25 protein-coding genes and 2 tRNA genes are annotated in these 26,867 nt (G+C 56.9%); 14 read left to right on the forward strand and 13 right to left on the reverse strand.

The genetic code is table 11. The annotated features are described in order from the left end of the window. Positions 1 to 109: 109 nt before the first annotated feature. Positions 110 to 1,177, forward strand: coding sequence for a hypothetical protein (locus HGO37_RS23090; RefSeq protein ID WP_250985423.1), 1,068 nt, complete (start codon positions 110 to 112; stop codon positions 1,175 to 1,177). Positions 1,178 to 1,217: 40 nt separating this feature from the next. On the opposite strand, the gene HGO37_RS23095 is transcribed toward HGO37_RS23090, so the two are convergent. After that, positions 1,218 to 2,030 (reverse strand): nucleotidyltransferase domain-containing protein, encoded by an 813-nt coding sequence (locus HGO37_RS23095; protein ID WP_250985424.1) that lies wholly within the window; start codon positions 2,028 to 2,030, stop codon positions 1,218 to 1,220. 88 nt (positions 2,031 to 2,118) lie between these two features. Then, entirely contained in the window at positions 2,119 to 2,928 is an 810-nt protein-coding gene (locus HGO37_RS23100; protein WP_250985425.1) for an AraC family transcriptional regulator, read from the reverse strand. Between the two features lie 67 nt (positions 2,929 to 2,995). Between HGO37_RS23100 and HGO37_RS23105 the strand changes: the two genes are divergently transcribed. Next, the gene (locus HGO37_RS23105) at positions 2,996 to 3,919 is read left to right on the forward strand and encodes an NADP-dependent oxidoreductase (RefSeq protein ID WP_250985426.1); all 924 of its coding nucleotides are present in this window, start codon (positions 2,996 to 2,998) and stop codon (positions 3,917 to 3,919) included. A gap of 44 nt (positions 3,920 to 3,963) precedes the next feature. Here the strand turns inward: HGO37_RS23105 and HGO37_RS23110 are convergent, their stop codons facing one another. Beyond that, positions 3,964 to 4,848, reverse strand: a complete 885-nt coding sequence (locus HGO37_RS23110; RefSeq protein WP_250985427.1) for a LysR family transcriptional regulator — start codon at positions 4,846 to 4,848, stop codon at positions 3,964 to 3,966. Between the two features lie 115 nt (positions 4,849 to 4,963). Between HGO37_RS23110 and HGO37_RS23115 the strand changes: the two genes are divergently transcribed. From HGO37_RS23115 to HGO37_RS23130, 4 genes are all read left to right on the forward strand, one after another. Then, on the forward strand, positions 4,964 to 6,160 hold the full coding sequence (locus tag HGO37_RS23115) for an MFS transporter (protein WP_250985428.1): 1,197 nt from the start codon (positions 4,964 to 4,966) through the stop codon (positions 6,158 to 6,160). 215 nt (positions 6,161 to 6,375) lie between these two features. Next, the gene (locus HGO37_RS23120; protein ID WP_250985429.1) at positions 6,376 to 6,750 is read left to right on the forward strand and encodes a VOC family protein; all 375 of its coding nucleotides are present in this window, start codon (positions 6,376 to 6,378) and stop codon (positions 6,748 to 6,750) included. 15 nt (positions 6,751 to 6,765) lie between these two features. Continuing rightward, entirely contained in the window at positions 6,766 to 7,386 is a 621-nt protein-coding gene (locus HGO37_RS23125) for a hypothetical protein (RefSeq protein ID WP_250985430.1), read from the forward strand. A gap of 262 nt (positions 7,387 to 7,648) precedes the next feature. Further along, positions 7,649 to 7,909, forward strand: coding sequence for a DUF982 domain-containing protein (locus HGO37_RS23130; RefSeq protein ID WP_192491047.1), 261 nt, complete (start codon positions 7,649 to 7,651; stop codon positions 7,907 to 7,909). 138 nt (positions 7,910 to 8,047) lie between these two features. On the opposite strand, the gene HGO37_RS23135 is transcribed toward HGO37_RS23130, so the two are convergent. From HGO37_RS23135 to dsbD, 4 genes are all read right to left on the reverse strand, one after another. Beyond that, positions 8,048 to 8,683, reverse strand: coding sequence for a DsbA family protein (locus HGO37_RS23135; RefSeq protein ID WP_250985431.1), 636 nt, complete (start codon positions 8,681 to 8,683; stop codon positions 8,048 to 8,050). Positions 8,684 to 8,816: 133 nt separating this feature from the next. Then, positions 8,817 to 9,602: a thiol:disulfide interchange protein DsbG gene (dsbG, locus tag HGO37_RS23140; RefSeq protein WP_250985432.1), complete on the reverse strand. Its 786-nt coding sequence runs from the start codon at positions 9,600 to 9,602 to the stop codon at positions 8,817 to 8,819. Positions 9,603 to 9,651: 49 nt separating this feature from the next. Continuing rightward, positions 9,652 to 10,263 carry a DsbA family protein gene (locus HGO37_RS23145; RefSeq protein WP_250985433.1) on the reverse strand — a complete coding sequence of 204 codons (612 nt, stop codon included), beginning with the start codon at positions 10,261 to 10,263 and terminating at the stop codon, positions 9,652 to 9,654. Positions 10,264 to 10,314: 51 nt separating this feature from the next. Beyond that, positions 10,315 to 12,192 carry a protein-disulfide reductase DsbD gene (gene dsbD / locus HGO37_RS23150; RefSeq protein ID WP_250985434.1) on the reverse strand — a complete coding sequence of 626 codons (1,878 nt, stop codon included), beginning with the start codon at positions 12,190 to 12,192 and terminating at the stop codon, positions 10,315 to 10,317. A 129-nt stretch (positions 12,193 to 12,321) separates the two neighbouring features. On the opposite strand from dsbD, the gene HGO37_RS23155 reads away from it, so the two are divergent. From HGO37_RS23155 to HGO37_RS23165, 3 genes are all read left to right on the forward strand, one after another. Then, a complete protein-coding gene (locus HGO37_RS23155) occupies positions 12,322 to 12,981 on the forward strand; it encodes a response regulator (protein WP_250985435.1) in 660 nt (219 codons plus the stop codon). After that, on the forward strand, positions 12,981 to 14,351 hold the full coding sequence (locus HGO37_RS23160) for an ATP-binding protein (RefSeq protein ID WP_250985436.1): 1,371 nt from the start codon (positions 12,981 to 12,983) through the stop codon (positions 14,349 to 14,351). Before HGO37_RS23155 ends, HGO37_RS23160 begins: the two co-directional genes overlap by 1 nt. Before the next feature lie 102 nt (positions 14,352 to 14,453). Beyond that, positions 14,454 to 15,155: a L,D-transpeptidase gene (locus tag HGO37_RS23165; RefSeq protein WP_250985437.1), complete on the forward strand. Its 702-nt coding sequence runs from the start codon at positions 14,454 to 14,456 to the stop codon at positions 15,153 to 15,155. A 134-nt stretch (positions 15,156 to 15,289) separates the two neighbouring features. On the opposite strand, the gene HGO37_RS23170 is transcribed toward HGO37_RS23165, so the two are convergent. Both HGO37_RS23170 and HGO37_RS23175 read right to left on the reverse strand, forming a co-directional pair. Then, positions 15,290 to 18,415: an efflux RND transporter permease subunit gene (locus tag HGO37_RS23170; RefSeq protein WP_250985438.1), complete on the reverse strand. Its 3,126-nt coding sequence runs from the start codon at positions 18,413 to 18,415 to the stop codon at positions 15,290 to 15,292. A 4-nt stretch (positions 18,416 to 18,419) separates the two neighbouring features. Then, a complete protein-coding gene (locus tag HGO37_RS23175; protein WP_285201114.1) occupies positions 18,420 to 19,559 on the reverse strand; it encodes an efflux RND transporter periplasmic adaptor subunit in 1,140 nt (379 codons plus the stop codon). 545 nt (positions 19,560 to 20,104) lie between these two features. On the opposite strand from HGO37_RS23175, the gene HGO37_RS23180 reads away from it, so the two are divergent. The 5 genes from HGO37_RS23180 to HGO37_RS23200 all read left to right on the forward strand — a co-directional run bounded on the left by HGO37_RS23180 (position 20,105) and on the right by HGO37_RS23200 (position 25,534). Then, complete coding sequence (locus HGO37_RS23180) at positions 20,105 to 20,749, forward strand: dual specificity protein phosphatase family protein (protein ID WP_250985508.1); 645 nt, start codon at positions 20,105 to 20,107, stop codon at positions 20,747 to 20,749. A gap of 235 nt (positions 20,750 to 20,984) precedes the next feature. Next, positions 20,985 to 21,728: a prephenate dehydrogenase/arogenate dehydrogenase family protein gene (locus HGO37_RS23185; protein ID WP_250985439.1), complete on the forward strand. Its 744-nt coding sequence runs from the start codon at positions 20,985 to 20,987 to the stop codon at positions 21,726 to 21,728. Positions 21,729 to 21,851: 123 nt separating this feature from the next. Next, a complete protein-coding gene (locus HGO37_RS23190; protein WP_250985440.1) occupies positions 21,852 to 22,484 on the forward strand; it encodes a LysE family translocator in 633 nt (210 codons plus the stop codon). A 400-nt stretch (positions 22,485 to 22,884) separates the two neighbouring features. Then, a complete protein-coding gene (locus HGO37_RS23195) occupies positions 22,885 to 24,477 on the forward strand; it encodes an ATP-dependent nuclease (protein ID WP_250985441.1) in 1,593 nt (530 codons plus the stop codon). After that, positions 24,464 to 25,534 (forward strand): UvrD-helicase domain-containing protein, encoded by a 1,071-nt coding sequence (locus HGO37_RS23200; RefSeq protein ID WP_250985442.1) that lies wholly within the window; start codon positions 24,464 to 24,466, stop codon positions 25,532 to 25,534. The genes HGO37_RS23195 and HGO37_RS23200 overlap by 14 nt, the downstream gene beginning before the upstream one ends. 119 nt (positions 25,535 to 25,653) lie before the next feature. Here the strand turns inward: HGO37_RS23200 and HGO37_RS23205 are convergent. The 4 genes from HGO37_RS23205 to HGO37_RS23220 form a co-directional block, all read right to left on the reverse strand. Further along, positions 25,654 to 25,730: transfer RNA gene (locus tag HGO37_RS23205), tRNA-Arg, on the reverse strand. A 27-nt stretch (positions 25,731 to 25,757) separates the two neighbouring features. Then, positions 25,758 to 26,063 carry an ETC complex I subunit gene (locus tag HGO37_RS23210; protein ID WP_250985443.1) on the reverse strand — a complete coding sequence of 102 codons (306 nt, stop codon included), beginning with the start codon at positions 26,061 to 26,063 and terminating at the stop codon, positions 25,758 to 25,760. Between the two features lie 88 nt (positions 26,064 to 26,151). Continuing rightward, positions 26,152 to 26,228: transfer RNA gene (locus HGO37_RS23215), tRNA-Pro, on the reverse strand. Positions 26,229 to 26,375: 147 nt separating this feature from the next. Then, complete coding sequence (locus tag HGO37_RS23220) at positions 26,376 to 26,867, reverse strand: DUF192 domain-containing protein (RefSeq protein ID WP_502941452.1); 492 nt, start codon at positions 26,865 to 26,867, stop codon at positions 26,376 to 26,378.

Here is a 26,867-nt window from a genome sequence, read left to right on the forward strand (position 1 = left end):
CACACAATCTGCACCAAAGCTGCACGACACCAAGAGCGAACCAGCGGGCGATGCGCGCTAGACAGGCCAGGCAGGCACCACAAAGCCTGCTCATTCGATAGGAAAACCAATGAACGTAAAGCTCCTGTTTGGCCTTGCCATTGCGCTTGCCTCGCCAATATCTGCCCTTATGGCCACGCCTGCCAGCGCCGCTGACAACATCGCCAACCGGTATCTGAAAGCGTCTGAGCCATATTTAAAGGCGACATGCCCGGTGAAACCGGATGGCATCAGCAATTTCGTCTATTTCAGCCGCGACCGTGAAGCAATCCAGGGCCATCCGCTGCTGACCAACGCACGTTTTTCAGGCGCACAGATCATGTATTCCTGGCGCAACCTTGAACCGAGCGAAGGGCAATATGACTTTTCCGACATCAAGGCCGATGTCGATTACCTTGCCCAACATGGCAAGAAGCTGTTCATCCAGCTGCAGGATGCGTCATTCTCCCCCGAATACAAGCCGGTGCCAAACGACCTGCTGACAGACAAATTCGACGGAGGCGTTACCGGCCAATATACCGATGACGGCAAGCTTGAGGGCTGGGTGGCCAAACGCTGGAACGACGCTGTTCATGCGCGCTTCGAGAGCCTGTTGTTGGCACTCGGCAAGGAATTCGATGGCCGCATTGAAGGCATAAACCTGCAGGAAACCGCAATTGGCGTCACCGCCAAGTCCGATCATTCCTTCTCGGCCGCGCGTTACATTGAGGGCATTAAAGCCAACATGCAGGCGTTGAAGACCGCATTCCCGAAATCGACGACCATGATCTATGCCAACTTCATGCCGGATGAATGGTTGCCGTGGGACGACAAGGGATATCTGCGCGGCATCTACGACTTTGGCAACCAGATCGGCGTTGGCCTTGGTGCACCCGACCTGATGGTAACCCGCAAGAACCAGCTGAACCACGCGCTTGCCATGATGCATGAAAACAGCTTCGCTGTACCGCTTGGCATTGCGGTGCAAGATGGCAATTACATTGGCGAAACCGGCACTGAAAAGGTCGTCAAGAAGCGCAAAAATCTGGTGCCGATGCTACACGCCTTCGCAGCAGATTTTCTCAAAGTGAACTACATGTTCTGGGTCAACCAGCAGCCCTATTTCGAAGAGGACGTGCTGCCCTGTTTCGCAGAATAAACGGGTATCCAGTTGTCAATGACCGCACGAAAACCGGAGCTCACTGACTGATGATATCGAGCGCCGCCAGATCATTGTCGATCGGGCGGCGAGGCTTGAAATGTGCATGCAGGCCTTGGACCTGCAATCGATAGTTCGCCACCAATCCACTAAGTGCAGTCAAAATCTTATCGGCCTCAAGCGCGCAGTAGGAGTTGCCAAGCACCTGCAACACATCTGCACTGCCACGCTGGTCAAACTTGGCGAGCACAGTCGTTTCTGCCGTGCGCTCATAAAGCCAGTCATCGGCCAGCATCATATGGTGGCGCAGTTCATCCAGCAGGGTCTGGGCGTAAAACAGCTCGCCACGTTTTGCCCGCCGGAATGTCTCATGCGCGGCCGCAATGCCCTTACTGATGGAGATATCTACCTCGTCGGCAGTGACGGTAAACGGCAATTCCCGCGATGCCTCAACTAGCCCAGCCACGATCATTTCCGGATCGTGGAGAACGATCACCGGAAGCCGATACCATGGCGATGGCATCAGTTTCGCCGCATCGAGATAAAAGATATCGATCTTGTTGAATGGTGCGAAATGCGAAACACAGTGGCGGGTGCCGGGCATCCATTCATTGAACAGGAAACCCGGCCATTCCATAGGAATATTGCGCCTGTTTTGCACGAACCAGCCGTAACGTTCAGGCCGCACCACAACCCGCAGGTCTATGTCGGAATAGGCGTCAAAACTGCCCGCCGCCAGCGACCCGGACACAAACAGGCCAAGTACATCCGCATCGGCGCAAAAATGATCCGTGGCTACATCAAGCAGACGGTCTCTGGCGTCGGACAAATCTTTCGGATCGAGGTTGGCCATAAGTCGATCCTAGCAAAAGCCGCGATATCGGCAATGGGTGAGATATGGCTGCCGTTGCGTGAGGTTGCGTTACGCCAGGTGGTCGAGTTCAGCCGGGATAATCAAGAAACATCGTCGGTGTCATGGCCGTGACCTGCCGGAAGGCGCAGGAGAAGGACGCCGTGCTGGAAAAGCCGAACTCGCTGGCAACGCGGGCAATGGCATAACCTCGGCCCAGCTGGTCCATGGCCTGCACGATGCGGGCACGTTGTCGCCAGGATTTCAGCGTCATGCCGGTTTCCTCCGGAAAAAGCCGGCTGACCGTGCGCACCGAGGTTGCGGCCCGTGCCGCCAGTTCGTCGATGTTCATCGCGTTCCGGCGGTCCTCGAAGGCGAGATCCGCCACCCGTTTGCCAATCTGGCTGACGGGCAGGGGCAGAAAGGTCGGGGCGTGCGCCGTCTCGGTCAGTTCATGCAGCATCAGCCTTGCGACCAGTTCAACCTTGTCCGGCCCGGTCGTGTCGGAAAAGGCAGCGTCAAGCAGCGCCTGCATCAGCGGCGTCACCCTCAGCGTAAACGGCCGGTCCAGCTGGGTTGGCGGCGCCCATGCCTCGGCCACCGCTGGTTCCCAGTTGACCATCCACAGTTCCGCATCGGTCAGCACCTCGACCCGATGTGAAACACCGGCCGGTATCCACACGGCAAGCTGCGGCGGCACCAGCCAGCGACCGGCCTCCGTCAACACCTGCACCATGCCGGATGCGGCAAAGGTCAGCTGCGCTTCTTCATGGGTGTGGGTCGGCATGCCCATGCCACGCTCTTTGAAACCACGGTGCAGGGTAAAGGGCGGTTTGTGCATCCGGTTTGGCCTTTGCGCGATGCGGATTGGCGTCACATCGCCAAGCCGTTGGTCTATCATGGCCAGTATCAAAGGTCGAGCGCGTGCAAAGCCCAGCGGCACAAGCACCCGAAATGAGGAACGAGAGATGAAAGCGGTTGTCATCAGACAATACGGCAATAATGACGTGGTAGACTACACCGACGTTGATCGCCCGGTGCCGGGGCCAAGTGAGGTTCTGGTCAGGGTCCACGCCGCAGGGGTCAATCCCGTCGACTGGAAAATCCGTGGCGGCCTTGGCCAGCGCATGGGCCTGTCGCTGCCCATTCATCTTGGCGGAGAAATTGCCGGCACCATCGAAGAATGCGGCGATGCCGTCAGCAACTTCAAACCTGGTGATCCGGTCTATGGCATTATCCCGACCGGCGGGTTTGCAGATTATGCCATTGCCAAGGCCGACGACATTGCCCACAAACCGGCCAACCTCGATTTCATGGAAAGTGCCGCCATACCACTTGGCGCACTGACCGCATGGCAGGCGATGTTTGATCTCGCCAAACTTCAGGGCGGCCAGAAGCTATTGATCACAAACAGTTCTGGCGGTGTCGGTTCGCTTGCCGTGCAACTTGCCAAGGCCAAAGGTGCGCATGTCACCGCCATGGGATCAGCCCGCAATGAGGACTATATCCGCAGCCTCGGCGCAGATCAGTTCATCGACTACGAAAGCCAGCCGTTAGACACCATGGCCAAGGACATCGATGTGGTGTTCGACACGGTCGGCGGCGACACCTTCGACAAGGCATTCCTGCCGCTGAAGAAGGGCGGTTTTCTGGTCACTGCCGTGGCGTTCCCCGCCGATGAGGCAGACAGATATGGTGTTGGCGCTGCCCGCGTTTTCTGCAAAGCCAATGCACAACAGCTAATGTCGATCAGGGAGCTGGTTGAGGCAGGGAAACTGAAACCCACCGTCGCAACGGTGCTGCCGCTTGCAGAGATCAACCAGGCCTTTGATCTCTCCGAGGCCGGGCGCACCCGTGGCAAGATCGTGCTTGATGTCATCGGTCAGCACTAGACGGCATACCTAATCGGGCGCGGCGAGGGGATTGCCGCCGCCCATCATCCCGGCAGATGTTCGGCGGCAAAATCCACGAAGGCGCGTAGTTTGGGCGACAGATGTTTGCTCGTCGGCCACATGACGCTGATCTGTGTTTTCGTGGGCAGATAGTCATCGAGGACACTGACCAGACGGCCGCTTTGCAACTGGTTGCGCACGGCAAGATCCGGAACACAGGCAAGGCCAAGACCATTTTCGGCAAAACAGATTTGCGGGTCGAGCGTGTTCATGACGGCGCTGTTCAAAAGCTCGACATGAACCGGTTTCCCGCCATCGGACAGCGGCCATTTGTCCAGCTTGCCAGTGGTGGCGAAGCGGTAGATCAGGCAGGGATGGGTGGCAAGGTCTTGCGGACGCTCTGGAATACCGGCATCGCCAAAATAGTCCGGTGAACCGATGATCACCCGGCGGTAATAACCAAGCGTGCGTTTCATCAGGCGGCTGTCGGCATGGTCTCCGGTGCGGATCACCGCGTCAAAACCCTCATCGATCACATCAACGATACGATCGGTGAAATCGAGTTCCAGTTCGATCTGCGGGTAGAGCCGTTTGAACCCGGCAATCTTCTGCACAAACAGGCTGCCCAAGGACGGCAGGCTGAGGCGTAGTTTACCCTGCGGTGCCTGCCGCGTTTGCGACAGTTCGGTTTCGGCCGCCTCAAACTCTCTGAGGATATGACGACAGCGTTTGAGAAACATCACCCCTTCCTCTGTCAGGGTGATGCTGCGGGTCGAGCGATGAAACAGCTGCACGCCAAGCCGCTCTTCCAGACGTTGTACGGCCTTGCTTACCGCCGATGCCGTGACACCGAGCTTGCGACCTGCCTCGGTAAAACCGCCGGTATCGGCGGCCTGAACAAAGGCGTGGAGCGCCCCGAAACTGTCCAAAACTCGTCTCCCATGCACGACAAAAATTCCAAAGTGTTGTGAATTGTAGAGAATTTTTCTTTGTCTGACGAGCCTTTACAGCTGGCCGCCACCCAATTTCGAAAGGCTGTAAAGCATGACGACACAAACCAACTCCGCATCGCCGGCTCAACCGCCGCACAGCCTGCCGCTTGGCAGGTTGCTGGTGCTTGCCTGCGCAGGTTTTGTCACCTTAATGACGGAGGTCATGCCCGCAGGCCTGTTGCCGCAGATCAGCACCGGGCTTGGCGTAACCGACAGCCTGTCCGGCCAACTTGTCACCGCCTATGCCGCTGGCTCTTTGCTGACGGCCATTCCTTTGATGACACTGACCCAGACGTTGCCGCGACGCGGGCTGTTACTCACCGCATTGGTCGGGTTTATCATCGTCAACGCCGTTACGGCGGTGTCTCATCTCTATTGGCTGACACTGGTCGCGCGGTTTTTCGCGGGCATGTTCGGCGGCATGGTATGGGCGCTGCTGGTCGGTTACGCGGCACGCATCGCACCGGCGCATCTCATCGGCCGGGCCATAGCCATTACCGGTATTGGCGGCCCGCTGGCCTTTTCCCTTGGCGTACCCGTTGGCACATTCCTGGGCACGATATTCGGTTGGCGGCTGGCCTTTGGCGGCATGAGTGTGCTGGCCTTGGCACTTGTGCTGTCAGCCTATGTCTTGCTGCCAGATTTCCCCGGCCAGCAGCGTGGCAAACATGTGTCCATTCGCCATGTGTTGATGCTTCCAGGCCTTGTTGCCATCCTGGCGACGATGTTGATATTCGTCGTCGCGCACAACATTCTCTACACCTATATCGCACCCTTCCTGCAGCCTTCGGGCCTGACATCGCGTGTTGACCTCGTGCTTTTGCTGTTCGGTGTCGCTGGTATAATCGGGCTGTGGTTGGCCGGCACATTCATCGACCGTCACCTGCGCGTGATGGTGCTAGGCAGCCTGCTGATATTTGCAACCATTGCCCTCGTGCTCGCCTTTGCGACAACGTCACCATCCGTCATTCTGGTCGCCGTGATTATCTGGGGCGGTGTCGTCGGCGCTGCGCCAACCCTGTTCCAGACCGCGCAGGCCAAGGCGGCAGGTGAGGCGACCGATATGGCGCAGGCCATGTTCGTGACGGCCTGGAATTGCGGCATTGCTGGTGGTGGTCTGGTGGGCGGCCTGCTGCTTGATCATATCGGCCCAGCCTCATTTCCCTGGGTCATCTTTGCGCTGCTGCTTGTTGCCTTGGCGCTAGCAACGGCGGCAAAGCGCCACGGTTTTGTCGCGGCAAAACCATAGCAAACCACAACGGCTTGAGCGCTGTTTACAAGTGCTCAAGCCTTGCATGTAGGGGTATCAGCCGTTGTTGCAGCGGTCATGCGGCTCGTTGGATGCGGCATCCGAACTGCTCGAAACGGATGCCGGCACAGTTAGCGGATTTTTCGCAGTGAATTCTTGGTTGATTGCGGTTAGCTTCACACCACGCCCGCCGGGCCGTTAACAGGAGATAACACATGTTCACCCACATCATGATTGGCAGCAATGACCTGGAACAGGCCAGACGTTTCTACGACGCGACATTCACGGCACTGGGCGGCAAACCGGGTGAAATGGATGCCAGAGGTCGCCTGATATATCTGCATGACGGTAGCCGTTTGATGATCACCACACCGATCGATGGCAAACCGGCAACACCGGCCAATGGCGGCACCATCGGCATTGCCGCCGCAACAGCCGCCAATGTCCAGGCATGGCATGATGCGGGTATCGCCAATGGCGGCACCTCCATTGAAACGCCACCCACCGAACGACCCAACGGTGCTTTCGTCGCTTACCTGCGCGACCCCGACGGCAACAAGCTGACCGCTCGCACACCGGCAACGAAGTGAGCTCGACCGACCTCTATGAAAGATGATTTGAATTCCGCTGTGCGTAGAGCGGCAAAAGGTTCTGGATGGTCGGTAAAGCACGACACCCTCGTGAAGCGTCTTGATGGTTCAGTGCTTGCGGTGCATCCGCGCCGCGGCTCAAAAGGCTTTATCGAGGTACGAGCTAAACCTGTCGCCTGGGATCAGCTGCTCTGGTCGATCCTCCAAATATCAGGCAATGACAAAATGCCCGCCAGCTTCCATTTTACTGGTGCATTTACTTGCGACACACCGGCATTGATGCACTTAACGATCGCAGACACAGATGGGCATGACACGGTCGCCATCAAAATGCTCGAACTTGCGGCACGTTGCCAAGGCCAGACGGGCCTGTGGAGTGGTTATAGCCTGAACGACGCGATAGCAGCCGAGGCACCAAACCAACCCTATCGCTATCATATGACGCAAGTGATTGAGCGGATCGCCGCCGGAGATCGGCAATCTGCAAATTTTATCTGTCAGCAAGCGTCTTCCGGTGCGCTGGACATTAGAAAGTCGTTGAGTTCGACGGACAATGAAACGCCGCCAGATGCCAGAGGTGGTCGACCATCCAAGACCTTCTTTGAACTTGCACAGTTGTGGATGAACCGACATTGATGAGCGGACAGCCACCATGACAAATGGCTTAGTGGGCGCCGCGTTCGCGGGAAGAGGCGATCAGCGCAACCGCCGAAAGTTTGGTCCGTCTTGGCCTGATCAGGGCCCAAAAACACCGCGAAAATCCGACCGGAAACCATAAAAACAAAGCCCTATTAGAAGGGGCTTAACGAAATCGTTTCTCGAGGCTAGAATAGTCTCGCTAAAGGACGGAACCTTTTTCGGTCCGCCCCGTTTTAGGCTTGTTCTGGAGGAGGAACAGATGCCGACATTATCTTGGGGCAACCCAATCGAAGTGAAAACACCGCATAGTGGCACACAGACTGTCCATGGCCCATATTCCGCTCTTGCCATTCTGACCAATGAATGGCCGGATGCACGCGGACCGGCCTATGTCGAGGCCCGGCGTTTTTGCCGCGCTGCACTGGACGGCAGAAAATCAGCTGAAGAAGCGCGTGAGCGGTTCATGCTTGCCGCGGGCGAAGCAAACCTGACGCCACCATCACGGCGAAACCACGCATAGTTGCCGGTGGGCCGACCCTGTTGGCCGCTTGCAATATGACTGGATATAAACCGGCCGCCATAAGGGCGGCTGGATATTTGTCGTTTTGGCAATCAATCGCGCGATGATGGGCTCTTTGATCACGCCGACAGCGCGAGATCAGGGCTTCGGCAGGGCCGCTTCCACGGCAGTTCCCACTTCCTCAAAGCTGCTGGCAATCTCCAGCTGTTTACCGTCAAGGAAGAAGGTCGGCGTGCCCGCCACTTTGAACTCTTCCTGCGCCTGTTTGGTGGCTGCATTCAGCTGGTCGAAATAGGGCTGGTCGGCCACGGCCTTGTCGAAACCGGCCTTGTCGATGCCCATTCCCTCGGCAATCGACCTTACCGCCTGTTCCGTGTCCTGTGCGGCGGCCAGTTCGTCAAACTTGTCCATATAGGTCGAGACGGTCTCATCGAACTTGTCTGCACCGCGCGAGTGCGCCAACATGAAAATGACCGCATCCAGCGAGTTGCGCATGAAGGGGCGGTAGGCGATTTTCAGCTTGCCCGTGCTGACAAACTTTTCCTGCAACTTCGGCAGTTCATTGGCGTGGAAATCAACGCAGTGGCTGCAAGTTGGCGAGGAATAGACAATCAGCGACACCGGTGCACTGTCAGCCCCGATATAGCTGTCGGGCAGCAGGCTTTTCAAAACGGCATCGTCAGTGCTTTGCGCCAGCACTGGGGCTGCCAGACCAAGGGCAAGGCAGGCACCCAACACCAACCGACGCGAAATATGACCCGCTGCTATATTCATGTTCATCTGTCCGGACCTGCTCAAATATGATGTTTCCAAAGCTATCTATGACCTGAAGTTGTGCGATGAATAAAGCCACTTGATGGCCTTATCCAACGGACTTCAGTCATCACGTCAGTTTCGTCCCATATATTCATTTGGGCCCCAGAACCATCGTTAACGTGCCATCTTCGGGCAAGCCGGAAACGGTGCCGATGCTGCCATCATCCTTCTTGAACACAATGGCCGGCGTGCCGTTAAAACCAAGGCTGGTCATTAACTCGGCATTGCTGTTGAGGCTCGCGGTACTCTTTTCGCTGATCTTGGACAGGGCTTTGATGCCGCCGCTTTTGTGCTTCAGCTCATTTTCCGTCAGCGCCTCAGATGGCGACTTGGCCTCGAGAATGGCGGCTGCCTTGGCCGGAGAATCCTGCCGGATCACACCAACCATGATGTGGCGCAGTTGCACCTTACCGCTGTCGATCCATGGTCGTGCGGCCTGCCAGAACTTGTTGCAATAGGGGCAGTTGGGGTCGGTGAAGGTATAAACAATGCGCGGTGCATCGGCCTTGCCATCCGCCACCCAGGCGGATTGTTCCAGCTGTTTCCAGCCATCTTCCATGATCGGCTTTTCAACCATTTCCTTCAGCTGGGTTTCGGCCATGTCCTGGCCGGAACCGTCAACCAGCGTGCCAACCACCACATGTTCATTGTCAGGCGTCAGATAGATGGCAAGCGGCTGTGAACCCGCCTTGGCGGCAAAGGCCCGCAGGCCGCCCGGCACCTTCATTTCACCGAGGATGGTGATGCCCTGACCCTCAATGGTGCGCAGGATTGGCGGTAGATCGGCCTTGTCTTCGGCACGGGCGGGCAGGGCTGACAAGAGGCCAAGCGCGCAGGTGACAGCGATGAGATGGCGGGTAAGGGAGAAACGGGACATGGACGTTACTTTCAAGATTTGGAGTATGGGGCGTGCGGCCAATCATGGCTCAGGCACGCGCCAGTTTGATGGCGTCTTTCAGTGCCTTTTCACTGAGAACACCGGCATAGACATCCTTGCCAATGACAAAGGACGGCGTGCCGACAAAATTGAACGACAGGGCCTGGCTGTAATTACGATCCAGCAATGCGGAGATCTTGCTGTTGTTTTCATTGACGGCGGCCGACAGCATTTCCATCGTCAGGCCCACACCGGCCAGCGCCTTTTCAACCTGATTTTGCGACAGGCGTCCTCTGGTCTTCATCAGCGCTTCCATTGCCGGTTCATAGTGGCCGATTTGCGCCGCACCCAGTACCGCCTGCGCGGCAAACACCGAGGCATCGCCGAGGATCGGCCAGTCTTTCAGCACCAGCCGCACATCGCCATCCGCCGCCACCACCTTTTTCAAGGCGGCATGGGAGCTTTTGCAATAGGGGCACTGATAGTCGAAATATTCGACCACCGTTACCGATCCCTTGGGGTTGCCAAGCACCGGCGCATCCTTGTCAAAGAATATCTCCTTTGTGCTCATTTGCGCAGCGGCGCTATCCCTCACGCCAGGCAAAGTCAGACCTGCGGCAGTCGCAAGCCCGCCTGCCAGGACTTCACGACGTGACAACATCGGAATTCTCCTTCCGCGTTATGTGCTGATTTAAGTGCTGATGACGTCTGTTCAAAGACTGTCCTCCCGCGCCTTGCGGGCAGAGGCCGCCAGATCACTGGCGGAAAATTCGCCGACCAAACGGGTTGCCGCCGGTTCGCGGCGTTTGGCGCTCAGAAACATCATGGTCGGTGGACCGATAACCCCAAGTGCCGACAGCATGGCCTGTTTGTCGTCGTTTAGCTGCGTCAGGTCGAGACTGACAAGATTGACCTTGCCAAGCGCGTCGACAACGTCAGGGCTGGTCAGCAGCGAACGTTCAATGGTGCGGCAGGTCACGCACCAGTCGGCGGTGACATAAACGAGTGTCGGCTCATTGCCCGGCGAAGACGAGATACGGTTTTGAAGATCAGCCAGCGAACCAACCTTGGTAAAGTCCGACTTCTCTATTCTGGCCACGGCCTGCGGACCATTGCCTGATAGCAGCGGCTTAAGCGGCGCCAGCGGATCATTCGCACCAAGGCCGAGACCGACAAATAGCAGGCCCGCCCAGACGATCGATGCCAGACCGGCACTGCGCGAGATCACGCTGAAACCGGAACCGGTGGTGCCGCTTGCGGCGGTAAAGGCAAACACCCCGAAGGACAGCGCCAGCACGGCCCAGCCCAGCAACACGAGGGGTTGCGGCATAAGCGGTGTCGCCAGCCACAGCGCGGTTGCCAGAAACAGGAAACCGAAGATCTGGCGCACCTTTTCCATCCATAGGCCGGCCTTTGGCAAAGCCTTGCCGCTGGCTGTCGCCATGATCACAAGTGGAATGCCCTTGCCAAGCCCCAGCGCAAACAGCGCGGCCGCACCGATGGCAATGTCACCGGTGCGGGCAATGTAAAGCAGCGCCCCGGCCAAAGGTGCCGTCACACAGGGACCAATCAACAACGCGGAGGAAAACCCAAGCGCCATGGCGCCCGGCACGGTGCCGGCCCTTGTTTTGCCCTTGCTGAACCGCGCCGAGATAAAGGCCGGTAGCTGCAAGTGGAACAGACCGAAATTCGACAGCGCCAGCACCACAAAGAGAATGGCAATGGCCGCCACCGTGGTGGTGCTCTGCAACGCCACCTGCAGGTTTTGTCCCGACCATGCCGCGACCATACCAAGCAGCCCGAAGGCGCAGGCCAGTGCCAGCACATAGGCTGATGACAGGGTAAAACCACGCCGTGCCGTCAGGTTTTCACCCTCGCGGGCCAGCATGGCCGCAACGATCGGATACATGGGAAACACACAGGGCGTGAAGGCCAGCAGCACGCCAAACCCCAGAAACCCGGCCAGCAAAAGGGCCAAGCCGCCATCACTGAGCATACGGTCGATGGCAGTTTCAGCATGTTCATCCGCCAGCGTAAAGCTGCCATTGTCATCTGGGCGATCAATGGCATTGCCGGTGCTGGCCGCACTGGAAAAGGCGTTCGATGCCTTGGCTGCGGCTGCAAATCCGCCTTGTGAAAACAGGCCTTTACCAGCGTGATCACCAGCCAGTGACAATGTTGCCATATCCACGACCTTGGTCGTTGGCGGGTAACACAGGCCGTCTTCTTGGCAGCCCTGATAGGTCAGGCGAAATGTCTGTGGTGCGTTGAGCACCGAGGCCGTTGCAGTGGAATAATAGATCTCGGTCGAACCGAAGTTTGGATCGTCCTTGACCTTGCCCGGCAAGGTCTGCAGCTCAAGCTTGTTTCCGGCGCTGTCTTCGGCACTGAGATAGTCCCGGTACAGATAATAACCGTCATTTATGGTCCAGCGGATCACGGCGCGATTATCCGCTGCCTGTTCTACCGACACCTTGAAGGCCTGATCCATTTCAAGCGGTGTTTGCACTGCCACGGCTGGCGTTGCAAGGCCAGCCAGTGTCATGCCGACCAGCGTCAGCATCGCAAACGTGAACGCCAATATGCGCATCCGCCATGTCCTTTCGTCTACATTTTGTTATCAGGACTGATCCGACCGGCAGCTTAAGGCAGCCTTAAGGTGAAAATCGGACTAAAAATCCGGACGAAATGTTGAATAGACCGCTTGCGGAGACGTGACTTGCGAATACTTGTTGTCGAAGATGACCCGATTCTGCTGGATGGCCTGCGCGAAGGCCTGAAACTCAGCGGTTTTGTGGCCGATGGCGTGACCACGGTTGCCGACGCCACCGAGGCGCTGGAAACCGGGCGTTTTGATGCCGTCGTCCTCGACAGAATGTTGCCGGATGGCTCGGGGCTGGATGTGCTGCGCGGCATTCGCCAGGCCGGAAACCGCATTCCCGTGCTGCTATTGACCGCCAAGGACGAGGTGGGCGACCGCATTGACGGGCTGGATGCCGGTGCCGATGACTATATTGGCAAACCCTTCGATCTGGATGAGGTGGCTGCACGCCTGCGCGCCATCACCCGCCGCTCTAGCGGCCGCGCCAGTGCCGAGATCAGCCTGCGTGGCCTGACGCTTGATCCGGCTTCGATGCTGGTGCGCCGCGCCGACGTGGAGATTGGCCTGTCGCGACGGGAATTTTCCATTCTGCATGCGCTGATGGAAAGCCCGCAGGCCATCCATTCCAAACAGGCGCTGGAAGAGCGGCTTTATGGCTGGCAGGAAGATGTCGAGAGCAACACCATAGAGGTGCATGTACACAAGCTGCGCGCCAAACTCGGCACGTCGGTCATCGAGACGGTGCGCGGCGTCGGTTACCGGCTGGGGATGGGGTGATGCGCTCGATACGTCTTCGGCTGTTTGCCATCCTGCTGGCCACCACCGGTGCCGTGTGGCTGTTTGCGGTGCTGTGGACCTATTTCAGCGTGCAGCATCAGGTGGAACGCGTGCTGGATGCACGGTTGATGGAAGCCGCCCGCATGGTCAGTTCACTGATCACCGACCACCATATCGATGTGGCCGCCGCCATTGACGACACCAAGGCAAGCGATGCTTTAGGCTCCTCCGACGCGCCCTTTGATGTGCAGGGCGATTACCGCCGACAGCTGTCCTGCCAGATCTGGTCGTTGCAGGGCAAGCTGGTCAGCCGCTCGGCCAGTGCGCCGGATGATGCGCTGACCGACAACACCAGCGGTTTCAGCGAAACGACAGTGGATGGTGTGCGCTGGCGGGTGTTTGCCGTGGTCAACACCAGCCTCAATGTGCGGGTGCTGATCGGTGACAGTCTTGAAATCCGCGACCGGCTGGTGGCCGATGTGGTCAAGGGCCAGCTGGTGCCGGCCGTTGCCATGTTGCCAATCCTGGCGCTGTTGATCTGGTTCAGTGTGGGCAAGGGGTTGGGGCCGCTCAACCGCATCGCGACCTTGCTGGGCATGCGCACGGCCGACGAGTTGCACGCCATTGAGCAGAAGGATGCGCCAAGCGAAATCAAGCCGCTGCTTAAGTCGCTGAACTCGCTGTTCCTGCGGGTCGAGGAAGCGCGCGAGCGCGAAAAATCCTTCATTGCCTACGCCGCCCATGAGCTGAAAACACCGCTGGCGGGTCTGAAAACCCAGGCGCAGGTGGCGCTGAAAAGCCATGAGGAGGACGTCAGAAACAAGGCACTGGCGCATATCTCGACCAGCGTCGACAGAACCGGCCGCCTTGTGCGCCAGCTGATCGACCTTGCCTCGGTCGATTCCACCGACCGTGGCGACGAGGTTGAGGTAGCGCGCCTTGACCGTGTGCTGGAGGACATCCGCTGCGACCTCGAAGGGTTAAGCAGCAGACGCTCGGTGTCACTGGAATTTGACCTGCCGCAGCAACAGGACGTGGTTGTCAGGAACATCAATCTGCTGCGTCTGGCGCTGCGCAATGTCATTGAAAATGCTATTCAATATGCGCCGCAAGACACCAGTGTCACCATCCGCTTTCAAACCACTAATGCCGCTATGCAGATCGAGGTGATCGATCGCGGGCAGGGCATTGCCGTGGAAGATCAGGCCAGTGTGCGGGAACGGTTCAAGCGCGGCCACGCCCCAACGGCTGATGGCAGCGGCCTCGGTCTGGCCATTGTCGATATGGCCATGAAAAAGCTGGGCGGCAGGCTGGATTTTCGCGCGGTGACGACTGGCTTCGTTGTCGTTTTGACACTACCGGGCGAATGAAGCTGTTCACAGCTGCGTTAGTTTTACCAATCTTAAGGCAGTGTTAAGGTGGGGGCGTCAGCCAAGCGTGGAAAGTTCCAATCCGCATTAGGCAGGCCCCCCATGATTCGTGTTCTCTTCTCTCCTCGCAAGGCGTTGGCGATTGCGCTGCCCCTGCTGCTGTCGGCATGTGCCAGCACAGGCGACGGCAGTTCCGCGCCAACGCCACAGCTGGTCAAGCAACGCGCCGAAGACGACGCATTGAAATCTGTCGGCAGTGACCCGGTGCAAATGTATGCGGCCAGAACCGATGGCGGTTTTGAAATTCCCGCCATCGATGTGCAAAAGCTGAACCCGCAATATGTGCGTCAAGTCGTCAGCTATCCCTCGGAAGAAAAGCCCGGCACGATCATCGTCGATCAGAACAGCCGTTTCCTTTATCTGATCCAGCCCGGCAACAAGGCCATCCGTTACGCCGTTGGTGTTGGCCCGGTCGCGCGCTCCTTTGACGGCGGCGAGGCCATCATTGCCAGAAAGGCCGCATGGCCGCGCTGGATACCAACCCCTGACATGGTCAAGAGAAACCCCGCCCATTACGGCCCACACAAGGACGGCGTGGATGGCGGCCCGAAAAACCCCATGGGTGCACGCGCGCTTTACATGCACAAGGACAACAAGGACACCTATTACCGTGTCCATGGCACCAATGATCCAAGCTCCATCGGCAAGGGCATATCGGCCGGTTGTATTCGCATGATGAACCAGGACGTGATGGACCTCTATGAGCGCGTCACGCCGGGCGCCAAGATCATCGTAAAGGGCTGATGGGCCTGACTTTACCGGCGCTACGTTTCTACGTGGCGCCGATGTAAGACGGGTCAGACCAGTCAGGGATTACGCCATGCCTGCCAGAGTATCGCGGCGTGAGGCCCAACCCACCGACGCAGCTTTGTCAGGCTTTACAGGGATTTTTCTGCCGCCTGATGGTCCGGCCCCTTGGGAAACAGCGCCGACAAACGACGGCTGAATGCATCAAGGTAGGTCAGCACAACAGGCACAAAAACCAGCGTCAGCAGCGTCGACGAAATCAAACCACCAATCACAGCATGGGCCATTGGTGCGCGGGATTCTCCGCCTTCACCAATGCCGATTGCCATGGGCAACATGCCGAAGATCATCGCCAGCGTTGTCATGACAATCGGGCGCAGACGCACGGCACCGGCATTGGCCAGACTTTCCTGCAACGACTTTCCGTCCCGCCGCTCATGGTTTGAATAATCGACCAGCAGAATAGCGTTCTTGGTCACAAGACCCATCAGCATGATGAAACCGATGATCGAAAACATGTTGAGGGTCGATCCGGTGGCCAGAAGGCCGATCAGCACCCCGATCAGCGACAGGGGCAGGGTCATCATGATGGCAATCGGCTGGATGAACGAGCCAAACTGCGACGCCAGAATGATGTAGATGAAGATCACCGCCAGTACCAAGGCCTGCACGGCATACCCCATGCTTTCATTCAGGCTCTGCACGTCACCGCCAAACGACACACGGTAACCGGCGGGAATATCCATCTTGGCAATCGCTGCATCCAGATCCTGCCGTACATCACCCAGCGGACGTCCCTCGACATTGCTGGAAATGCGGATTTCACGCGACAGGTCCTTGCGGGTAATTGCATCAGGCGCAGTGCTTTCAACGACATCGGCGACCTGATCGAGCAGCACGGTAATCGGCTTGCCGTCCTCATCGGTGCGGTTGGTGGAAATCGTCAGGTTGCGAAGCTGCGCGGCATCCTGTCGTCCCTTGGCTGGCAGGCGCACCATCACATCATAGGTCTCACCGTCAGGCGCATTCCATACCGAGACGGCATCACCCGCCACCAGTGGCCGCAGCGTGTCACCAATCATCGATATCGATACGCCAAGGTCGCTGGCCGCTTCACGCCGTACCTTGACGGCAAGGGTAGGGCGCTCATTTTCAATCGAGGATTCCACTTCCGTCGCACCAGGAATGGCCGACAGGGCCGTGGTGATCTGGCTGGAAATCTTGCGCAACTGCTCGTCACCATCCCCCAGCACGGAAAGCTGCAACGGCTTGGCGGTCGCACCACCTTCCGACTGGCTGACAGAAACTTTCAATCCGGCAATCAGGGCCAGACGCTGGCGCACCGGTTCCAGCGATTCCGATGTCCTGATTTCGCGCTGTTCATTGGGCACCAGCTGCACGGCAACATTGGCCTGGTTGAAACCACGCGCACCGCTTGCATTGATGGTGGAATAGATCGTGTCGACATAATCGAATTCACGCAGCGCATTTTCAACCTGCCCAACCTTGGCGGCCATATATTCCAGCGATGCACCCTGATTGGCCTCAAGTGAAACAGACACTTCGCCCTGGTCGGTGACCGGCAGGAACTCGGCACCGATTTTTGGCACCAGCATCAGGCTGGCGACAAACATGCCAACCACAATGCCAATGGTTGTCTTGCGGTGGCCAAACGTCCAGTGGATCAGCTTACGATAACGGTCTGCCAGCTTTTCAAACCAGACATCGAACCGATGGATCAAGCGGCCAAGCGGCCCGCGCTTGGCATTCTTTTCCGAATCCGGATCATACCAGACGCTTGAAAGCATCGGGTCGAGCGTGAAGGACACGAACAGCGAAATCAGCACCGCCACGGCAACCGTCACGCCAAATTGCAGGAAGAACCGGCCAATCAACCCGCCCATGAAGGCAACCGGCAAAAACACCGCAACGATACACAAAGTGGTGGCCAGCACGGCAAGACCAATCTCATTCGTACCATCAAGCGCCGCACGCACATGGTCCTTGCCCATTTGCAAATGGCGGGTGATGTTTTCACGCACCACAATCGCATCATCGATCAAAATACCGATCGACAGCGACAGCGCCATCAGCGTCATGGTGTTGAGCGTAAAGCCCAGCGCATAAATCACCGCAAAGGTACCGATAACAGAGATCGGCAGCGTCAGCCCGGTAATGACGGTCGAGCGCCAGGAATTGAGAAACAGGAACACGATGACCACGGTCAGCACGCCGCCTTCAATCAGCGTTCTCTGCACTTCAGACACCTGCGCGGCAATGGCGCGGGAATTGTCGCGGGTAATGGTCAGTTCCACACCCTCGGCCTTCAGCTCGGTGTTCAGCGTGTCAATCTCGCTGCGCAAATCACCGGCCACCGCCACGGTATTGGCGCCCTGAACCTTGACGATATCCATGCCAAGCGATGGCACGCCCTGATAGGTGGCGCGGCTGGTGACTTCGGCACCGGTATCCAGCACGGTTGCCACGTCAGACAGATAAACCGGGTAACCGCCGCTTTGCGCAACAATGATGCTGTTGAACCCGGCGGTATCTTCAATACGTCCCTCAACGGTGACAATGCGCTGGTTGATGCCGGAAATCAGCGTACCGGCGGCACGGTCCTGATTTTCCCGGCGGATGGCGTCCATCACAGAGGCGACGCCGACACCATAGGCTTCCAGCCGGTCAGGATCGACCACGACAAGCATCTGCCGCTCACTGCCGCCAACAAGGGTAATCTGGCCAACGCCGGCAATGATGTTGAGGCGGCTGGTAATGACCCGGTCGGCAAGCGTGGTAATTTCCGACAGCGTGCGTGTGGAGGAGGAGACCGCCAAAGACAGGATTGGCGCATCCTCCGGGTTGAAGCGGGTAACCTGCGGTGTATCAACCGCGTCAGGGAAACCGGCCTGCAGGCGGGCAACACGGTCACGCACCTCTTGCGCTGCGGCCTGCGAATCCACATCCAGCTGGAACTGCACCACCACAACGGCGCGACCCTCATAGGATTCCGAGGTAATCGTATCGATACCGCCAATGGTGTTCAGCGCGGATTCAATGGGTCTGGCAATTTCGCTTTCCACCGTTTCCGGCGACGCGCCGGTATAAGCGGCGGTTACCACAACGATGGGAAGATCGGTTTCCGGAAACTGGTCGACACCAAGGCGGCTGTAGGAAAACAGCCCGATGACGAGCACCGTCACCATCATCATGGTGGCAAAAACCGGATGTTTGACGCTGACGCGGGTAAGGAACATCGGCTTATTTCCCCACCACGGTCACGGGCGTATCGGCCACCAGCTGCGGCAACGGCGCAGACACCACCACTTCTCCCGAGCTCAGCCCGTTGATCTCGACCAGGTTCTGGTCATTCCATGTGGTGCCAAGCTTCACATCCTGGCGGCGCAGATAACCGTCCTCAACCTTCAGCACAAAAGTGCCTGTGGCATCGTGGCGCACGGCAGCAATCGGCACGGCAATGACATTGTCCTGCTGGTCGATGCTGAGAACACCCGTGGTGAACATGCCGCCCTTCAGCAGCATGTCGTCATTGTCTATGGCAATGAACACACGCACGGCACGGGAACCTGCGACCGCCGTGGGCGCAATGCGGGTGACTTCACCGGTAAATTTGCGGTCCGAGAAACCTTCAACCGTCAGCTCTACCGGCTGACCAATACGCACACGCGGAATACGGCTGGTCGGCACACCGGCATCCACCTCCATGCGGCGCAGATCGACAATGGTCAAAAGCTCACCATTCACAGGCACCGTCTGGCCCTGTTCCACTGGCCGCGCCGATACCACGCCATCGAACGCGGCATGCACCTGCGCGTCACTCAAGGCTCTCTCGGCATCGGCAACAGCGGCCTGTTTGGCCCGCAACTGCGCCTTCAGGTTCAGCACATTGGCATTGGCCTCCAGCCGCACCGCCTCTGATGTCGCGCCGGTGTCGCGCAGGCTGACATTGCGGGCGAGCACATTTTCAGCAAGCTCCAACTGCGCCTCAACCGCTTCCACCTCGGCATTACGGGCCGTCAGCGCCGATGCCAGACCCTCGGTGTCGATGCGCACCAGAAGGTCACCCTTTTTCACCACATCGCCAATCTGCACCGGCAATTCGGTAATGGTGCCGGCAACCCGCGCCGTCAGGCTGGTGCGCCGGATGGGGGTAAGCGAACCGGACACACGCACTTCACTGCCCAGGTTACGGGCGGCAACGGTTGTCACGTCAACACCCGCCAGTTCCACCTTGCCAGCGGCAGCCCCCGACGCCGTGCCTGCTGGCGAACTTGCTGGTGTACCGGCGGGCGCCTCTGGCGTTTGTGACGATGCCGGACCCGCCACGGCCAGTGAAGGGATCAGCAATGCCGCGAGAAGGGCTGTTCGGGTGGGTTTCATGCAAAGGCTCCATTACGGGCAGAAGGGTGGCGGTCGCTTCGACATTTGCCGTTGCGCCCATGAACGACGCCTGAACGACATCAAGACAACAATGAAACGACAACGGAATGGCACATGCACCATCCACCGGCATGGAGACTGGAGGACCCCCGCATGCCGGTGAACGGTGCACAGTCAGAAACCGGACCACCACATTGATTGCTGCGCATTGCAACAACATTGCAGGTGGCGATTATTACCGCTCATTTTTGCGTCCACGCCTTAACGCGACGAAATTTCTTTTCGTTCCTGACGCTTAGACTGTTTGTCCTTGTCAGTGCAGTCCTGCTCCTACCAACACCGTCAACTGGCAACGGCACACCAACTGTCCATCGAACCTGCACTGCATGGCGGCAATGTGTTGGCCCTGCCATCGCGTACAGGCGCGTTGTTTCAGCTGACCTTAGCCGGCAAAATGTAAGAAACGACGTCATCCACTGACATTCAGCTACCTGTCAGGAATGGTGGGCATTTGGGCTCTACGATAGTTGATCGGAGACCCAATGATGAAACGTTCAAAGACCCGTGTTGCAGCAACAGCAATTGCTTTGGTGCTTGGCAGTTTGGCAGCCTATGCGGGTGTCTTGCAGATTTCGGGTAACTTCCACACCGTCATTGCGGGTCAACTCTATCGCTCGGCACAACCGACCTCGGCGCAGCTGGAACGGTATGTCCGCGACCATGGCATTGAAACCGTCATCAACCTGCGCGGTGAAAACACCGCAGACTGGTACAGACAAGAAATCGCAACATCGAAAAAACTGGGCATCAAACACATTGATTTCCGCATGAGCGCATCCCAGGAACTGGACCCTGAGCGCGCAGCCGAACTGGTTGCCGTGATGAAATCCGCGCCCAAACCCATTCTCATCCATTGCCAGGCCGGTGCCGACCGATCCGGCCTGGCCTCTGCGCTCTATAGCGACTGGGTGGCGCAGAAGAGCGAACATTTTGCAGAGGGCCAACTGTCCTTCTATTACGGCCATGTTGGTCTGCCCTATGTCTCCACCGCCTGGCCAATGGATGAAAGCTGGGAAAAGCTGGAGCATCTGTCGCTCGACAAAACAGCCGTCACGCAGGACATCGTTGGCATTGCAGGTGAAGACAATACCGACGTGCTGACGCAGACAATCGATACGCCCAGTAGCTGATATCTCCGCCTGAACCAAACCTGGATCAGAACCAGTCTCTGCTGCACCAGTCGCGGCGGCAATTGACAGGGCCCGGTTGCGTTGCTATCCGGGCGGCATGATTACCGCTGCAACCATTTCCGGTCTGTATTATGCGCTGCTGAAATAGCGGCGGGCAAATCATATTGTTTAACCGCTGCATGGCCAGCGGTTGATATTGACGGATGCCTCTGGCCGTGTGGCCTATGAGGATGTCATGTCTAAGTCTCTTCCCAAATCCTTTAACGGACCGGTCGGCATCATTGGTTTTGGTGCCTTTGGCCAGTTGGTTGCCCAGCATTTGCGCGCCCATTTTCAGGTCCTCGTGAGCGATATCGCGCCTGATCTCGCCACGGCCAAAACCCTTGATGTTGCCGTTGCGCCCTTTGAAACCGTGGCCAAATGTCCGGTGGTCATTGTCGCCGTGCCCGTCAGCGCCATGCGCAGCGTGGCAACGGCACTGGCGCCGCTTCTTAAAGTCGGCACACTGGTGCTGGACGTCGGCAGCGTGAAAGTTGAACCAGCCGCCATCATGGCGCAACTGCTGCCACCAACCGTCGACATTGTTGCCACCCATCCGCTGTTTGGCCCCAAAAGCGCCGGTAACGGCCTTCGTGGTTTGCAAATTGCCATATGTCCCATCCGGGGGCCGCGTTTTCGCGCCGCCGCCTTCTGCCGCAAGGCCGGCCTTGAGGTCATCATGACCACGCCAGAGGACCATGACCGCGAGATTGCACAGGTGCAGGGACTGACCCACCTTGTCGCCAACCTGTTGGTAAAAATGGATATCAGAGAAACGCGCATGACCACGCGCAGCTTTCAGGCGCTGATGTCGGCGGTTGATATGGTGCGCCATGATGCACCGGATGTACTGCAGGCCATCCTCAGGGTAAATCCGCATGCCGGCGATATCATCAAACGGTTCAAGTCGCTGACCTCAGCACTTGAAGACCCGGCATGACGGAAATCGACGACATGACCGGCAGCAGCCCCACAGGTTTTATTGTGAAATCGGCCGCGTTGCCGCTTGCCATTCCGGCTGCTTTTGATAGACCGGAATTCCGGCCAACTCGAAGGAAACGATATGCCGGATTTTTCCACCCTTATGCTTTTTACCGCCGCCTGCGTTGTTCTGACTGCAACGCCCGGACCTGACATGTTGCTGATTGCCTCGCGCAGTATCAGCCAGGGCCGTGCCGCCGGTTTTCTCACCTATGCCGGAATTGCCCTTGGCACTTACTGCCACGCACTTGCCGCCGCATTCGGCCTCTCGCAACTGTTTATTGCCGTGCCCATGGCCTATGACGCCATTCGCTGGGCCGGCTGCGCCTATCTTCTTTATCTCGCCTTCAAAACCATCCGTTCGGACGCAACACCCTTTTTACCCACCACGGGGCTTAAGCGCTTTTCCATGCAGCGCATTCTGGGCGAGGGGCTGTTGACCAATCTGCTCAACCCCAAAATGGCCCTGTTCGTGCTGGCGCTGTTTCCGCAATTTGTGGCCCCGCAATCCGGTTCACTGCCGCTGCAAATGCTGGTTCTTGCCACGGTGCTGAATGTAACAGGCCTTGTCGTCAACGGCACGGTCATTCTGCTCAGCGGCCATATCCGGACAAAAGTCGGCGCGCGCATGCGCTTTAAAAAACTGCCGCAATACCTGCTGGCCACGGTGTTTGCCGGTCTCGCCTGCCGCCTGGCGCTGGGTTCCAGAAACTGAGGACCCGCACAACAATCGTCCGAGATACAGCCAAACACTTGGTAGTGATCGGCCAACCGCTCGACAAACCAGGTGCAGTTTGGTTTGTGCTTCCTCAACCAAAAGGAGATTTTATGAAGATTCTGCTACTGTCCGTATCGGCACTAGCGCTGGCGACACTTACGGTGCCTGCATATGCTGGTTGCGGGAAATAACCGGCTATATAAGCTTCGGGGTCATCACGTCGAAGTAGAGCTCCTGTCCATATCCCGCTTATATACTGGTAAACTGACTGAACGGCGACGCAATTGAAGTCGCCGCTTAAACGCAACAGTTGTATCATGAGCCTCCCTCACGGTAGAAATCCACAATTGAAGCTGAACCGATTCGTCGGCTTTCAGGATGGATCTGGGGGATTTCGGTGCACATAACAAAAGTCGTCATCAAAAATTACCGTTGTCTCCAGGATTCGACCGTTGATCTCAATCCAAACCTAAATGTCATTGTCGGCGACAATGAATGCGGAAAATCGACCCTCCTGGAAGCAATACACCTCGCCTTGAGCGGTCAGATCAATGGCCGTGCTATCCAGGGCGAACTGCACCCTTATCTTTTCAATTCCAGGGTGGTCAGCCATTACATTGCGATACTGCACAAGAAGTATGTCGGCCCGCCGCCGCCGATTCTGATTGAACTTTACTTCTCAGACGATCCAGCGCTGACAAAGCTAAAAGGGCGGATAAACTCCCTGAAGCTCGACGTCCCAGGCGTCAGAATGCTGATCGAATTCAATGAAGGCTACCGGGCTGAGTACGAGGACTATATCGCCGATCCCTCACTCATCCGAACAATTCCGGTAGAGCATTACATTGTTCGGTGGCGCGATTTCGCTGACAACGATGTGACAGCACGTTCCATTCCAGTTCGACCAAGCTACATCGACGCGAGCACCCTGCGGAACAATGGTGTTGCCAATCGATACGTCCTGGATGTGGTCAAGGACAGCCTGACCCGTGAGGAGCAGGTTAGTCTCGCTCTCTCATATCGGCAGATGAAAGATCGCTTTCTGGCCGACCCTAAGGTTGCAGCCATCAACTCAGGCCTTGAGGCGAAAAAAGGGCATGTTTCTGACAAGGCGATCACCGTGTCGCTCGACAGTTCGGCTCGGGCAAGCTGGGAGTCAGGTGTGATGCCGCACCTTGATGAGATTCCGATGACGCTTATTGGCAAGGGTGAGCAAAGCGCCGTCAAGATCAAGCTAGCCCTGGATGTTGCGGACAACTCCCACATTTTCCTGATCGAGGAAGCCGAGAACCATCTTTCATTTACAAATCTCGCAAGCTTGATCGCTCATATCGCCGCCAAACGTGGAGACCGGCAGCTGCTGATAACCACACACAGCAGCTACGTAATGAACAAGCTCGGAGTGGATTCGGTTTTGATGTTCATGAACGGCATCGCGACCAAGCTAACGGCGCTCGATCCGAAGACCCGGGATTACTTCCTGAAACTGCCAGGCTACGACACGCTTCGACTGGTCCTCTCAAAGCGTGCGATCCTGGTTGAAGGGCCATCCGATGAGCTTATTGTGCAGAAGGCCTTTCATCGAATGCACGGAAAGATGCCAATTGAAGCTGGCGTCGATGTTATCAGTGTCAGCTCTCTCGCATTCAAACGCTTTTTGGAAATCGCGAACATATTAAATACCAAGGTCGATGTGGTGACCGACAACGATGGCGACGTGGCTCGGCTCCAGCAAAAATACGCCGATTATCTCACGCATGAACACATAGCAGTTCGGTACGATCCCGACGAGCATGCGAGGACATTGGAACCGCAGCTTCTCAAGGCCAATGACCGGACCGTGTTGAATGATATTTTGGGAACCGCGTATACCACGGACGAAGAGTTGCTGAAGTTCATGCAAAATAACAAGACCGAGGTCGCTCTACGGCTTTTCGAAACAGATAAAGCGTGGAACGTGCCGGAGTATATCAACCATGCGGTCGCCTAACCGGATTGTCATCGCTGCTGCAGGTGGTGGAAAGACAACACGGATCGTTGACGAGGTCTTGGCTGACAAGTCAGTCCGGTCAGCAATCATCACCTACACCAGAAACAATGTTCGCGAGATTCTGGCCAAGTTCTATCAGCGTGCGCAAGCCATCCCGCAAAACGTAGAGATCATCCCCTGGTACACATTCCTTCTCCGCGAAATGGCTAGGCCTTACAGGAACCATAAATACGACAAACGCATAGACGGGATTTTTTGGACAGAAACGACGGTCGACAGGTTCGCTCCCAAATCGGACGCTGGCCGCTATTATTTCGGAAATTCGTCGACCATTTACTCGAACAAGCTCGCGGAGTTCGTCTGCGACTGTAACGCGGCATCCGACAACGCGATAATGCGTCGGTTGGAGCACCGCTTTGAACGTGTCTACATCGACGAAATTCAGGATTTCGCTGGATATGACCTCGACATCCTTGAGCTGATGCTCAGGTCCAATCTTGAAGTGGTTCTAGTGGGCGATCCCCGACAATCCACCTTCATGACCAACAATTCCAACCGTCATAAAGGTTTTCGCGGGCCCGATATCATAAAGAAATTTCAGGAGTGGGAGAAAAAAAAGCTCGTAGAACTGCAGCATCTGATCGAGACCCATCGGTGCAACCAACTGATCGCCGACCTAGCCGACAGCTTTTATCCCGACCACGAAAAGACACAGTCGCGAAACGAGAACCTGACCGGTCATGACGGCGTGTTTTCGATAAAGACAGGACACGTTACCGAGTACGTCAACAAGTTTAAGCCGCAAGTGCTACGATTATCCGTGACAACGGACTGCGCTGGCTTTCAAGCGCTGAACTTTGGAGAGTCGAAGGGCATGACTTTCGACCGAATACTAATATTCCCGCATAAGAAGGCGCAGAAATGGCTGAAGACGGGAGACTATGAACTTGTAAACGGCGTCAAACCAGAGCTGTACGTTGGAGTTACCAGGGCCCGCTACAGCGTTACATTTGTGTATGACGGAACCTCAGCTCTGAAAGAGGTCGTACCACACTAAGCCATAAGGATACACAACTTCGAGTAATCAGGCCTACGACGAAGCCGACTCTCATCCGTTGGGTCTTCCAATCGCAAAGGATTGTCGTTTCAGTCAACGGATGATTCGGGCCATAGAGGTGGCGACCCCTGCAGGACTCGAACCTGCGACCTACTGCTTAGAAGGCAGTTGCTCTATCCAGTTGAGCTAAGGGGCCAAAATGGCAAAATAAAATGCGCTTAGATCAGTGGGTCCAAGGCTGGTTGCGCGAGAACCGGAAGTTGTCGGTATAGGAGACAGTCTTGCGTGTGGCTTCCTGTGGCTGAATAACGCGGTATTCGATGCCGTTTCTCTGCGCATAACCTTCGGCCTGCTCAAGAGTATCAAACGTCAGCTTGACCTGCTGGTTCATATCAGTCGTGGAAGTGTAGCCCATGATAGGGTCGATCTTGCGCGGTGCTTCAGCGTCAAACTCGAGAACCCAGAGGTGAGTTTTAGCTTTCCCGGACTGCATTGCTGTTTTTGCGGGGCGATAAATCTTGGCAGACATTTGAAAACTGCTCCATGCAAAAGGCAAGAACGGGATGGTAAAAAGTTATCCGCGTCGACACAACAACATTCTTTCTTTTTAGAGAAAGTGGTCGGAGTGGAGAGATTCGAACTCCCGACCCTCTGGTCCCAAACCAGATGCGCTACCAGACTGCGCTACACTCCGTCGCTGTGTTGATGCGGAGATACATCGTTCATTCTGTTTCCGCAACACCCAAAATGACATTTTTCGCAAGAATTCTGATTATTTTTCAAAAAACCTGTGCGCAATTTCGCAATCGCAGCAAAACGGCAGGAAAAACGCCTTACCGCTTCATTTTGTTGAAGAAATTCTCCGGCTGGTGACACGATCGCCTGGGTTGATTCCGAGTTTTGCCGCCGTTCCCGCGTTCAATTCCAGCACAAAACGGATGGGCCCGCGCGAACTGATGATGGATTCGGAGTAGGGCACGGCATCGTGGTGAATATGGTGGATGCTGCCATCGGCATTGATGAACAGCATGTCGAGCGGCAGCACGGTGTTGCGCATCCACATGGTCACATCACGGTCCGTGCCGAAGTCGAACAACATGCCGGCATCGGCAGCCATCGTCTTGCGATACATCAGCCCTTGCTGGCGCTGGCCATTATCAAGGGCAAGCTCAACCGTAAAACGGTGCTGGCTGCCCTTGGAGTTCATGATGATCAGCGGTTCCTGATCAAATGTCTCAGAGCCTTGCGCGCTGGCCAAAGAGGCCAGGCCTGAAAACAAAAAAAGAAGCGCCACAACGACGCTTCTCATCATAAGACCAAATCTCGTCATCAT

Source organism: Rhizobium sp. CG4, assembly GCF_023701965.1.
GTDB lineage: Bacteria > Pseudomonadota > Alphaproteobacteria > Rhizobiales > Rhizobiaceae > Agrobacterium.